The organism is Azospirillum sp. (assembly GCF_035627195.1).
GTDB lineage: Bacteria > Pseudomonadota > Alphaproteobacteria > Azospirillales > Azospirillaceae > Azospirillum.
Genome location: NZ_DASPMG010000390.1, coordinates 14,264 through 26,285, shown reverse-complemented (window position 1 = coordinate 26,285; position 12,022 = coordinate 14,264). Strand labels below are relative to the sequence as shown.

General features: G+C 70.1%; 12 protein-coding genes. 5 read left to right on the top strand and 7 right to left on the bottom strand.

Going from position 1 to position 12,022, the window contains the following annotated elements; genetic code table 11:
* Positions 1-119 precede the first annotated feature (119 nt).
* Entirely contained in the window at positions 120-551 is a 432-nt protein-coding gene (gene flaF / locus VED21_RS33780; protein WP_324890311.1) for a flagellar biosynthesis regulator FlaF, read from the top strand.
* Positions 552-625: 74 nt separating this feature from the next.
* On the opposite strand, the gene VED21_RS33775 is transcribed toward flaF, so the two are convergent.
* Positions 626-814 (bottom strand): hypothetical protein, encoded by a 189-nt coding sequence (locus VED21_RS33775; protein ID WP_324890310.1) that lies wholly within the window; start codon positions 812-814, stop codon positions 626-628.
* A 26-nt stretch (positions 815-840) separates the two neighbouring features.
* A complete protein-coding gene (locus tag VED21_RS33770; RefSeq protein ID WP_324890309.1) occupies positions 841-1,296 on the bottom strand; it encodes a hypothetical protein in 456 nt (151 codons plus the stop codon).
* Between the two features lie 182 nt (positions 1,297-1,478).
* Here VED21_RS33770 and VED21_RS33765 point away from each other — a divergent pair, with 182 nt between their 5' ends.
* Positions 1,479-2,636 carry an exo-alpha-sialidase gene (locus tag VED21_RS33765; RefSeq protein ID WP_324890308.1) on the top strand — a complete coding sequence of 386 codons (1,158 nt, stop codon included), beginning with the start codon at positions 1,479-1,481 and terminating at the stop codon, positions 2,634-2,636.
* Here the strand turns inward: VED21_RS33765 and VED21_RS33760 are convergent.
* Positions 2,620-3,867 carry a tetratricopeptide repeat protein gene (locus tag VED21_RS33760; protein WP_324890307.1) on the bottom strand — a complete coding sequence of 416 codons (1,248 nt, stop codon included), beginning with the start codon at positions 3,865-3,867 and terminating at the stop codon, positions 2,620-2,622. The genes VED21_RS33765 and VED21_RS33760 overlap by 17 nt on opposite strands.
* 205 nt (positions 3,868-4,072) lie before the next feature.
* Between VED21_RS33760 and VED21_RS33755 the strand changes: the two genes are divergently transcribed.
* The gene (locus tag VED21_RS33755) at positions 4,073-5,017 is read left to right on the top strand and encodes a UDP-glucuronic acid decarboxylase family protein (RefSeq protein WP_324890306.1); all 945 of its coding nucleotides are present in this window, start codon (positions 4,073-4,075) and stop codon (positions 5,015-5,017) included.
* A 286-nt stretch (positions 5,018-5,303) separates the two neighbouring features.
* Here VED21_RS33755 and VED21_RS33750 read toward each other — a convergent pair whose 3' ends face one another.
* The 3 genes from VED21_RS33750 to pseC form a co-directional block, all read right to left on the bottom strand.
* Complete coding sequence (locus VED21_RS33750) at positions 5,304-5,876, bottom strand: SIS domain-containing protein (protein ID WP_324890305.1); 573 nt, start codon at positions 5,874-5,876, stop codon at positions 5,304-5,306.
* 11 nt (positions 5,877-5,887) lie between these two features.
* On the bottom strand, positions 5,888-6,844 hold the full coding sequence (gene fcl, locus VED21_RS33745) for a GDP-L-fucose synthase (protein ID WP_324890304.1): 957 nt from the start codon (positions 6,842-6,844) through the stop codon (positions 5,888-5,890).
* Between the two features lie 86 nt (positions 6,845-6,930).
* Entirely contained in the window at positions 6,931-8,076 is a 1,146-nt protein-coding gene (gene pseC, locus VED21_RS33740; protein ID WP_324890303.1) for a UDP-4-amino-4,6-dideoxy-N-acetyl-beta-L-altrosamine transaminase, read from the bottom strand.
* Positions 8,077-8,237: 161 nt separating this feature from the next.
* Here pseC and VED21_RS33735 point away from each other — a divergent pair, with 161 nt between their 5' ends.
* Positions 8,238-9,509 (top strand): tetratricopeptide repeat-containing glycosyltransferase family protein, encoded by a 1,272-nt coding sequence (locus VED21_RS33735; RefSeq protein ID WP_324890302.1) that lies wholly within the window; start codon positions 8,238-8,240, stop codon positions 9,507-9,509.
* Positions 9,510-9,515: 6 nt separating this feature from the next.
* Positions 9,516-9,902 (top strand): DUF6165 family protein, encoded by a 387-nt coding sequence (locus VED21_RS33730; RefSeq protein ID WP_324890301.1) that lies wholly within the window; start codon positions 9,516-9,518, stop codon positions 9,900-9,902.
* Positions 9,903-9,925: 23 nt separating this feature from the next.
* Here VED21_RS33730 and VED21_RS33725 read toward each other — a convergent pair whose 3' ends face one another.
* On the bottom strand, positions 9,926-11,938 hold the full coding sequence (locus VED21_RS33725; RefSeq protein ID WP_324890300.1) for a tetratricopeptide repeat protein: 2,013 nt from the start codon (positions 11,936-11,938) through the stop codon (positions 9,926-9,928).
* Positions 11,939-12,022: the final 84 nt, after the last annotated feature.

Below are 12,022 nucleotides of genomic sequence, written 5' to 3'. Positions count from 1 at the left end.
GGCAAAAATTCCCTTTATGGTGGGAAAGTTGACAAACTACTTTCCATCGCCGAGTATTGGCGGACCACCTGCCTGGGGCACCTGACACGACGACGGCGGAGACGGCGGAGAGAACGGCGATGAAACAGGCGACGCGGTACGTGAACCGGCCGCTTTCGGACGATCCCCGGGATACGGAAGCCTGGGCGCTGACAGAGGCGGCGCGCCGGTTGGTCGATGCGGCACGCGCCCCTGAAAACAGCGCGGCGCTTCAGGCCGCGCTGCAATTGAACCAGCGCCTGTGGACCATTTTCCAGGCGGCGATCACCGAGCCCGACTGCACCCTGCCCCGGGATCTGCGCGAGAATATCGCCGCCTTGTCGTTGCTGGTCGATCGTCAGACCGTCGCCCGGCTGGCCGATCTCGACAGCACCAAACTCGATACCCTGATCCAGATCAACCGTTCGGTCGCCGCCGGCTTGGCCCAGAAGGTCGGTGGGCCGGAAGCGCGGGCGCCGGAGCCCAAGCGCCTGGACATGCCGCCGCCGGAGCCGTTGCGCATTTCCATCTGATACGGATGACGCCTCGCCAAACGGCGAAGCCCCGGGTCAGCGCCCGGGGCTTCGCCGTTTGGCGTCCGTAAAGATCAGACCAGCAGGTCGACGGTTTGGCCGCGCCCTTCGGAAGGCGGTGCGGCCGCTTTCACCGACGTCTCCAGCTCGCTTATCACGGCGGCCTGCCGCTGGGCATCCTGGCGCAGAGCCGAAACCATGAAATCCTGGCGGGCCCGGGTCTGGCTTGCCGCCACAGCGGCCGTCTGGGTGTCGATGTTCATGGCGCGGCCTTTACGGGGGGCACGTCCTAGACCCGAACGTCCAGCCGTTCCGCGCCGCTCTCGGCCGACGGGGTGAAGGTCGGGGAGGCGGCCGCCGGTTCGCCGCCGGGCTTGGCGGTGGGGGGCGCCGCGATGACGATGTCAACCGCCTTGTAGCCGGGCTCGCCGCCCTGAGCGTCGCCGAAGCCGGTTTCGGGCGTTTTGACGGCTCGCGGCTCGCTGCGGGCCAGTTCCTGGTACATCCGCAACGCCACCTTGGAGGGAACCTGGTTCTCGGTTTCGCCGGTGACGGGGCTGCGGATCAGCATCACCAGCCGTGACGCGGGCTGGTTGTAGGTGAAGGTCAGGCTGGGGTAGCGGCCGAGCAGGGTTTCGCTTCCTTCCATCGGCTTGGCGCCGGCAAAGTCCCGCGCCGCATCGGCGGGGCCGATGCGATAGCCTGCCGCGGCGGGCGACGCCAGACTGGTTGCGGTTGCCATCATGGTTTGCGACCTCGGTTCCGGCCTCAAAAAGGCCACTCCCATAATGGTAAACATAGCGCGATACGGGAAATTCGTAAAGAGGTGGGAGTCCTTTTGCGGACAGGCTCCGGCAGGGGCAGGGCGGAGGTGCAAGGGAATCTTGAATCCGCTATGGTCCTGCCCCCAACGATAAGATGGTAGCCATGCTGAAAAAGCTCGCCGATCGGGTGCTTTACCGCGATTCGCGCCATTACGCCGCTTTCCCGGCCCTGGTGGTGTCGCGCGACGGCGACATCCTGGTGCTGTTCCGCCGGGCCCGCGATCATCGTTGGTTGGGGCGCGGGGTGGCCGGGGCGGATGCCGCCGCCTTGGATCGGGTGGACCATGTCGATCCCCGGTCGCATCTGGCGCTCCTGCGCCTGTCCGCCGACCTGACCCCCCGGGGCGAGCCCGAGATCCTGCCGCCGGACATCGAGGCGGCGGACCAGGATGCCAATCTTCTGGTGTTGCGCGACGGTCGCCTGTTGCAGGCCGGGTTCGGCTGGTATCCCTTTCCGCCGGGCCACGCCGACACCATCCGGGGCTGGGGCGGCGGCTGGATCGGTTCGACGGAGGACACCGGCTGCCTGTTCCTGTTCTGGGGCGGCTACACCCGGTTGTCCGTCGACGGCGGGCGAAGCTGGAGCCCGCGCCGCTGGCTGCCCGGCCTGCCCGGCCATGCCGATCTGGTGCCGGGCAAGCGGCCGCTGCACGGCGGTGCGGTGCGCGGTCGGGCGGTGGAGGCGGCGGACGGCACGATCCTGCTGGCGACCTACGCCACCCACCCCAAGGCCGGCGGCCGCCACGCCTGCCACCTGTTCGCCTCCCCCGACGGCGGCGAGGCCTGGGAATACCGCAGCCTGATCGCGTTGGACGCCGACGGCGACGCCGGCTACGTCGAACCGTCGCTGCATCTGGCCGCCGACGGCTTGCTGACGGCTTACGTGCGCACCTTCGCCCTGAAAGACCGGCTGGTCACCGTCGTTTCGCGCGATCTCGGGCGCACCTGGTCGGCTCCCCGGCTGCACGAGGGCATCAAGGGCCACCCCTGGGACGTCACCGACCTGCCCGACGGCCGCCGTCTGGCCGTCTGCGGCTGGCGGCATGATCCCTGTGGCATCCGCGGCTGGCTGTGGGACCCGGCCACCCAGGAAATCGATCAGGCCGCGCCGGTGGTGATCCGCGACGACGCGCCCACCCGCGACGTCGGCTACCCCTGGGCGGCGGTGCTGCCCGACGGGCGGCTGGCGGTGGCCTACTATTTCTGCGACGGCGAGGGTGTCCGCCATGTGGCGGCCAGCCTGCTCAGCCTCGATCCCTGACCGCCAGCACCAGGAAGCCCTCCACGGGGCGGCCGCTTTCCCGGCGCATGATTTCGCGCGAAACGCGACGCGCGGCGAGGCCGGCGGCGGCCAGACGGCGGCGCACGTAATTTTCCGCGTGGGCATAGCGGCCGTGCGGCCGCAGGACGACGTCGTCGCCGTCAGCCCGTTCCAGCGTGAAGGCCAGCCGCCCCCCGGGGGTCAGCGCGCCGGCCAGCCGCGCCATGATTTCATCGAGCTGGCCGAAATAGCACAGCACGTCGGCGGCGGCGATGACGTCCAGGACCGGGCATTGCGGGGCGGCCAGCCACGCCGTGAGGTCGGCCTCCTCCAGGCGGTCGTAGAGGCCGCGTTCGGCGGCCCGCGCCAGCATGCCGGGAGAGAGGTCGAGGCCGATCAGGGTGCGGGCGTAGGGGCGCAGGCCCAGCCCGCTGAGCCCGGTGCCGCAGCCGGCGTCGAGGATGGCGAGATCGCCCGCCGCTCTCGGCAATTCGGCGCCCAGGGCCTCGGCGATCAACGCCGGAGCGCGGTAGTCGAGGCCGGTCAGCCGCGCGTCGAACTCCTCGGCGAAGCGGTCGAAGGTCTGGCGGACATAGTCCTCCGAGGCGCGCGGCGGGGCGCCCGCCTGCCCCAACGCCGCCGCCGTGTGGCGGGCCAGCGGGTTGTCGGGCGCCAGCTCCACCCAGCGGGCGACCCGTTCGCGGGCCATCGCCTCCTGTCCCGCCTCGTGCAGCAGGTAGAGCACGGGGGGGAGATTGCTGTGGGCGGCCGGATGGTCGGGGCGGGCCGTCAGCGCCGCCAGATAGGCGTCGGCCGCCGCCTCGTTGTGGTGCAGGTCGCGCAAGGCATTGCCGAGATTGTTGAAGGCGTCGGCGTAGGCAGGGTCGAGCTCCAGGGCGCGGACATAGCCGGCGACCGCCTCGTCGAGGCGGTCCAGCCCCTTCAGCAGGTTGGCCCGGTTGTAGTGGACGACGGGATGGTCCAGCCCAAGGGCGAGCGCCCGGTCGTAGTGATCGAGCGCCTCGTCGCCCCGCCCGAGTGCCGACAGGACGTTGGCGAGGTTGTTGTGAACCTCCGGCGCGCCGGGGGCGCGGTCGATCGTGCGGCGGTAGGCTTGCGCCGCCTCGCCGAGCCGCCCCTGCCCGGCCAGCCGGTTGGCCAGTTCATAGAGATCATCGGCCGTCTCATCGGTCCGCCCGGGGGGCACGGCGGAAGGGGGGATGTTCGCCATGCCTCCGTTTTAGACCAGGACGCGGGAAAAGGCGAACCCTGCCGGAGCGTTGCGGGGCGACTGATCGCGCGCTTGTCACCGGGGGGGCGCGCGCGTGTTCGCTACCATCGAAAGCGGTGCCACCTCTTTGGGGGAAGGTGCTATCGTGCGGAGGGCGGGAAATTCCCGACCGCTGTCTTCAACCTTGACGGACGGATCGCGTCAGATGGCTTCAGGGGCTCGGATTTTGGTTACCGGGGGCGCCGGCTTCATTGGCTCCCACCTGTGCGAGCGGTTGCTGGCGGAGGGGCACGACGTGCTGTGCGCCGACAATTTCTACACCGGCACCAAGGCCAACGTCGCCCATCTCATGGGCAATCCCTATTTCGAGCTGTTGCGCCACGACGTGACCTTCCCGCTCTACGTCGAGGTCGACCTGATCTACAATCTGGCGTGCCCGGCCTCGCCCGTGCATTACCAGCGCGATCCGGTGCAGACCATGAAGACCAGCGTGCTGGGCATCATCAACATGCTGGGGCTGGCCAAGCGGCGTCAGGCCAAGCTGTTGCAGGCCTCCACCAGCGAGGTCTACGGCGATCCGGAAATCCATCCCCAGCACGAAGGCTACGTCGGCCACGTCAACATGCTCGGGCCGCGCGCCTGCTACGACGAGGGCAAGCGCGCCGCCGAAACCCTGTGCGCCGACTACCGCCGCCAGCATCGGGTGGACGCCAAGCTCATTCGCATCTTCAACACCTACGGCCCGCGCATGCACCCCAACGACGGTCGCGTGGTGTCGAACTTCATCGTCCAGGCGCTGAAAGGCGAGGAGATCACCCTCTACGGCGACGGCAACCAGACCCGGTCGTTCTGCTTCGTCAATGATCTGGTGGAGGGCATGACGCGGGTGATGAACTCGGATTCCGACTTCTCCGGTCCCGTCAACCTCGGCAACCCGCACGAGATCACCGTGCGCGAGCTGGCCGAGCGGGTGGTCGCCATGACCGGATCGGCGTCGAGGATCGTCTACCGGCCGCTGCCCGAGAACGATCCCAAGCGCCGCAAGCCCGACATCGGCCTTGCCCAAAAGACCTTCGGCTGGGAGCCGCGCGTGCCGCTGGAGGAGGGTCTGGCGCAGACCATCGACTACTTCCGCCGCGCCCTGGGGTGAGGGCGCGTAAGCGGCAAAGCGGCAACGGATCGACGTGCCTCGACTTCGCTCGGCGTGAGATTTGGAAACCCTCCCGCCGCCCGGCTTCCCGTTACCGGGGCGATGGCGCAAGCCCCCTTATACCGGCGAGCCCCTGAAGGGACTCGCCTTTGCCCTCAAACGCCGGGCGCACGCCTCCGCGCGCTTGGCTTTCGCGCCCACGCGGGCGCGCCGCCGCGGTCGCGGCGACCGACGAGCGATTGAAAAGTCATTTCAATCGCTCGTCGGTATTACTTTTTTTCTGCCCTCAGCCCGCCTCGGCCAGTCGCGCCTCCACCCGTTCACACAGGTAGTGGTACAGGCAGATGTGCGCCTGCTGGATCAGCGGCGTGCGCCTGGACGGCACCGCCAGCAGCACGTCGCTCAAGGATGCCAGCTTGCCGCCGCCCTCGCCGGTCAGCGCCACGGTGGTCATCCCCATGGCGCGGGCCTGCTCGAAGGCCGCCACCACGTTGGGCGAGTTGCCCGAGGTGGACAGGCCCAGCATCACCCCGCCGGCCTCGCCGAAGGCTTCGACCTGACGGGAGAAGATGGTGTCATACGAGTAGTCGTTGCCCCAGGCGGTGATCACCGCCGGGTTGGACGACAGGCAGATGGCCTTCAGGCCGCGGCGCTCCTTCAGGAAGCGTCCCACCAGTTCGCCGGTGATGTGCATGGCGTCGGAGGCCGAACCGCCGTTGCCGCACACCAGCAGCGCCCGGTTGGCGCCCAGCGCCTGGGCGGTACGGTCGATGGCGGCCTCCATCGCGGCGGCGTCCACGGTCTCCAGCGTGCGCCGCAGAACGGCGATGGAGTCTTCCATGTAGGCGGCAAACGACATATCCGGTTCCTTCAGCGCGCGATGTGGTCGAGATACCAGCGGTAGGCGTGGGCGATGCCGTCCTCCAACCCGATTGAGGCGCGCCAGCCCAGCGTGTTGATTTTGCTGGTGTCCGACAGCTTGCGCGGTGTGCCGTCGGGCTTGGAAGTGTCAAAAACGAAGCCGCCGGCGAAGCCGACGACGCGGGCGATGGCTTCGGCCAGCGCGCGGATGCTCACCTCCCGGCCCGAACCGATGTTGTGCGGCACGTCGCCCGAATAGCGGCGCATCAGGAAGACGCAGGCGTCGGCCAGATCGTCGACGTGCAGGAACTCGCGCAACGGCGTGCCGGTGCCCCACAGCGTGACCGTGGCCGCCCCGGTAATCTTGGCGTGGTGGATCTTGGCGATCAGCGCCGGCAGCACATGGCTCGATTGCAGGTCGTAGGTGTCGCCGGGGCCGTAGAGGTTGGTCGGCATCGCCGAGATGAAGTCCGCGCCGTGCTGGCGCCGATACGCCTGACACAGCTTGATGCCGGCAATCTTGGCGATGGCGTACCACTCGTTGGTCGGCTCCAGGGGGCCGGTCAGCAGCGCCTCCTCGCAGACCGGCTGCGGCGCCAGACGGGGGTAGATGCAGGTCGAGCCCAGGAACAGCAGCTTTTCCACCCCGGCCTTGTGGGCGCCGTCGATGACGTTGGCCTCGATCACCAGGTTGTCGTAGAGGAACTCGGCCGGTCGGGTCGAATTGGCCAGGATGCCGCCCACGGTGGCGGCGGCGACGATCACCGCGTCGGGCTTCTCGGCCGCCATCCACGCCTCGACCTCGGCTTGGCGGCGCAGGTCCACCCGCTCGCGGCCGACGGTCAGGATGGCGCAGTCCTCGCGCTCCAGGCGGCGCACCAGGGCCGAGCCGACCATGCCGCGATGTCCGGCGACCCACACCCGCTTGCCGGTAAGGTTGAACAGCGGTTCCGTTGCCGAGGTCATCGGGAATGTCTCTCAAAAAATGGTGGCCGGCTGGGCCGGCAGATTAGGCGGGAGGGCGGCTTCCGTTCAAGCCCGGGGCTGCGCCTTCACCCGATGACCCCGGCCAGTGCCGAAACCACCCGGTCGATGTCGGCGTCGGCCATGGCCGGGAACAGCGGCAGCGACAGGGTGGCCGCGTGATACCTCTCCGCCCCGGGCAGGGCCGGCGCGCCGTACCGCTCCCGGTAATAGGGCTGGGTGTGGACGGGGATGTAGTGGACCTGGGTGCCGATGCCGCGTTCGCGCAAGCCTGCCATCACGGCCGCGCGGTCGCGGCCGATGGCGGGGAAGTCCAGACGGGCGGCGTAGAGATGCCAGCCCGACCGCCCCGACACCCGGGCGGGCGGGCGCACGCGCGGCGCCAGCGGTGCCAGCATCCGGTCGTAGAGGTCGGCCAAGTGGCGGCGCCGCGCCAGGAAACGGTCGAGCTTGGACAGTTGCGAGGCGGCCAGCGCGCACTGGATGTCGGTCAGGCGGTAGTTGAACCCCGGCTCGGCCATGGCGTAGCGGGAGGGATCGGCGGCGTCGCGCGTCATGCCGTGGTTGCGCAGGCGCTTGAGGCGTTCGGCCAGGGCGGCGTCGCCGGTGGTCACCGCCCCGCCTTCGCCGGCGGCGATGGCCTTCACGGGGTGGAAGGAGAAGCAGGCCGGGTGACGGCCATCGCCCACCGGGCGGCCGTCGGCGTATTCCGCGCCCAGCGCGTGGCAGGCATCCTCGACCACGGCGAGGCCGCGTTCGGCCGCCAGCCGCCCGATGTCCGCCATGTCTGCCGTCTGCCCCGTCAGATGGACCGGGAACACGGCGCGCGGCCGCCAGCCGGCCCGCTCCGCCCGGGCCAGCGCCGCTTCCAGGTGCTCCGCTCGCATCAGGCCGGTGGCCGCGTCGACATCGGCGAAGGCGACCTCGGCCCCGGCATGGCGGATCGCGTTGGCGGTGGCGAGAAAGGTGAGCGACGGCACCACCACGGCATCACCGGGCGCAAGGTCCAGGGCCAGCGCCGCCAGATGCAGGGCCGCCGTACCGGAGGAGCAGGCGACCGCGTGGGCGGCTTGTAAGCGGTCGGCCAGCCGGCGCTCGAAGTTCTCGACCGCCGGCCCCTGGGTCAGCCAGTCGCCGCGCAGCACGGCGGTGACGGCGGCGATGTCGTCGTCGTCCAGGCATTGGCGGCCGTAGGGCAGGAAAGGGTATGTCATGGCGCCATTTGGCCACGGCGGCGGGTGGGCATCAAGAGCGGCGCATTCCCGCTAGAGAGGAGGAGGCGCATGGGTGTAGGGTGCGCCGAAGCGATCATCGATCATCGTCACGGCATGGGATGAGTTTCGAGCAGAGCAGGGAAGAGCCGGTTACGGCCGGGATGTTGCTGGGGATCGGCCTGGGCCATTACGAGCACCAGGAGCCCGCGCGCGCCGCCGAGGCGTTTCGGGCGGCGATCCGGCTCGCTCCCGGGCTGACCGCCGCCCATTCCAACCTCGGCGTGGTCTTGCGCCACCTCGGCCGCTTCGAGGAGTCCCTGGCCGCCTACGCCCAGGCCCTGGCGTTGCGGCCGGACGCGGCCGACGTCCTCTACAACAGCGGTTTCGCGCTGGTGGGCCTGGGCCGGCTGGCCGAGGCCGAGGCGGTATACCGCCGGGTGACGGAACTCGACCCCGCCGGGGCCGGCGCCCACCACCAGTTGGGCCAACTGCTGCTGCTGCGCGGCGCCATGGCGGAAGGGGCGGCCGAGTTCGAATGGCGCGCCAACAACGTGTTCTTCCGCGACCGGCCGGAAACCCGGCACCATGTGCCGGTGTGGGACGGGCGCCCTCTGCCGGATAGCACCTTGTGGTTGCAGGCGGAGGGCGGGATCGGCGACGCCATCCAGTTCATCCGCTACGTGCCCCGGCTGCTCGACCGCGTGGGGCGGGTGGCGCTCAGCTACCGTCCCGACCTCGCCCATCTGTTCCGCACGCTGGCCGGCGGCGACCGGGTGCTGCACAATCCCACAAGCATCACGCGGGTCGGCGGCTGCGCCATGTTCTTGAGCCTGCCGCATCTGGCGGGCACCACGCTCGATACCGTGCCGGCCGACACTCCCTACCTGAAGGCCGATCCGGGGCTTGTCGATCACTGGCGCCGGGTGCTGGCCGACGTGCCGGGCCTCAAGGTTGGGCTGGCCTGGGAGTCGCGCGGCGACCGGGTGCGCTCGGTCGCCGTGGCCGAGCTGCTGGCGGCGCTGGGGTCGATCCCCGGCGTCAGCCTGATCAGCCTGCAAAAGGGCTTGGGCGCCGAGGAGCTGGCGGCGCTGCCGGAGGAGCAACGCGCCCGCATCCGCTGCTATGCCCTCGACGAGGGGGGCGAGGTGTTCGCCGATACCGCCGCCATCATGACGGTGGTCGATCTGGTGATCACCATCGACACGGCGGTGGCGCATCTGGCCGGCGCGCTCGGGGTGGCGACGTGGGTGCTGCTGGCCCACCTGCCCGAATGGCGCTGGCTCATGGACCGTGAGGACAGCCCGTGGTATCCGACCCTGCGGCTGTTCCGGCAACGGACCGCCGGCGACTGGGCGCCGCCGCTGGCCGAGGCGGCCGGTTTGCTGCGGTGGATGGCGGCGGTCGCCTCGGTGCGTTCCAATCCAAGCCAGTGAGGTTCCATGTCCCTTCTCGTTCCCGTGTCCTGGGGTGAGCTGATCGACAAGATCACCATTCTTGAGATCAAGGCGGAGCGGATCACCGATCCGGCCAAGCTGGTCAACGTGCGCCGCGAACTGGGCGCGCTGGTCGCGGTGCGCGACGCCGGCGGCGGCGTACCGGCCGGTCTGGCGCCCGTGGTCGCCGACCTCAAGGCGGTGAACGAGACGCTGTGGGAGGTCGAGGACGACATCCGCGACTGCGAGCGCAACAAGGACTTCGGCACCCGCTTCGTCGAGCTGGCCCGCGCCGTCTACGTCACCAACGACCGCCGCGCCCAGCTGAAGCGCGTGCTGAACGACGGCCTGGGTTCGGAGTTGGTCGAAGAGAAGTCGTATCAGGCCTACTGATACGGGATGCGGTTAACGCATGGTCATCCGTCAACCGCAGAACACCACTCCCGCCACATCCGCCGATACGCCGCCTCCATCTCGGCGGCGAAGCGGCGGCCGTCGCACAGCGGCGAGGCGCGCATCCGCTCGCGCAGATCCGCCCGCGCCGCCGCCAGCCGCTCGGGATCGCCGGCCAGCGCCGCCGCGCGGGCGACATAGTCCGCCACGTCGGATGCTGTCAGCTCGCTCAAACCCACGCGGGTCAGCAGGTCGGCGCCGACGCGGGCGGCGTGGCGGTCGCCCCTCAGGCTGACCACCGGCACGCCCATCCACAGCGCCTCGCAGGTCGTCGTCGTGCCGTTGTAGGGGAAGGTGTCCAGCGCGATGTCCATTCCGGCGTAAAGCATCAGATGATGGGCCGGCTGCAAGGTCCAGACGGCCAGCGTGATGCGCTCGGGCGGAATGGCGTGGCGGGCGAAACGGGCGAGGAACCGCCGCCCGGTGTCGGGATCGGCCAGTTGTTTGCTTTTCAGCAGCAGCCGGGCGCCCGGCACCCGATGCAGGATGGCGGCCCAGGCGGCGACCGTCGGTTCGGTCAGCTTGGCGAGGTTGTTGAACGAGCCGAAGGTCACATGACCGTGTGTCAGACAGGGGGCGGGCGCCACCTCGGGCGCGTCGGGCTGCGGCGAGTAGCACAGGAAGCCGCCCGGCAGCCGCGCCAGCCGCTCGGTGTGGAAGGCTTCCGCGCCGTCGGGGTCGGCAAGGCTGTCGGTGATGCGCCAGTCCATGGCCGCCAGCCCGGTGGTGTTGGGATAGCCCAGCCATGTCACCTGCACCGGCGCCGGTTTCAGGGCGAAGACGCCCAGACGGTTGCCGCCGGTGTGCCCGGCCAGATCGACCAGGATGTCGATGCCGTCGGCCCGGATCAGCTCCGCCATCGCCGCGTGGGACAGGCCGACGGTGAAGCGCCAGTGGTCGGCCCGCTCCTTCAGGCGCAAGGTGGTCGGGCTGGGGGTGGCCACCTCGGCGTAGCCGTAGACCTCCACCGCCGCGCGGTCGTGGTGGATGGCCAGCGGCTCGAAGAAATAGGCGACCGAGTGGGTGCGGAAATCGGGGGAGACGTAGCCCACCTTCAGCCGCCGCTCGGGCCGGCGCGGGTTGGCGAAGACCGGCGGCGCCGACGGGGCGGCGGCGTGCCGCCGGCCCCAGGCGGCGTGCGCCGCGCCGATGGCGGCCTCGCTCGCCTCGGGCAGGTAGTTCAGCAGGAAGATCAGGTTGGAGCGTGCCGTCGCGAAGCCCGGGTCCAGGGTGGTGGCGCGGGAAAAGGCCTGGACCGCCTCGGCGTGGCGGGCCTGATCCTTCAGCGCGCTGCCCAGGTTCGACCAGGCTTGCGCGTGATCCGGCCGCAGCGCGATGGCGGTCTGGAACGCGGCGGTCGCCTCGCCGATGCGGCCCACGTCCTTCAGCGCGTGGCCCAGGTTGGACCAGATCTCGGGCAGGTCGGGCGCGGCGGCCAGCGCCTGGGTGTAGGCGTCGATCGCCGCGCCGTACCAGCATTGCAGCAACCGCACGTTGCCGAAAGCGCACAGCACCTTGGCCGAGGCCGGCGCCAGGGCGAGGGCGCAATGATAGGCCTGCACCGCCTCGTCCAGGCGCCCGGCGGCGGCGAGCGCGTTGCCCAGCGCCTCGTGCGGGCCGGGCGATCCGGGATGAAGGGCGGCCGCGTGGCGGAACGCCGCGATGGCGTCCTGCGTCCGGTCCTGGCTCTGCAGCACGCACCCCAGATTGGTCCACGGCTCCGCCCAATCGGGGGCGGCGGCGATGGTCTGCGCCAGGAACGAGCGCGCCTGACCCTTGTCGCCCTGGTGGAAGGTGATGACGCCCAGGAGGTGGAGGATGGCGGCGTGGGCGGGGCGCGCCCGCAGGATGTCCGTGCCGATCGCCGCCGCCCCGGCGAAGTCGCCGCCCTGGTAACGGTCGAAGGCCAGCCGGACGGCCTCGTCCAGGGTGACGGCGCGCGGCGCGGGCGGGAGAGGGGCGGTATCGGTCGGCATGGCGCGAGATTAGCATGGCAAACGGCGCGATGCGTACCCGATCCCTGCCTTTTCGCTTGTTCGAAAAGGGGAGCGCGGGTAGGG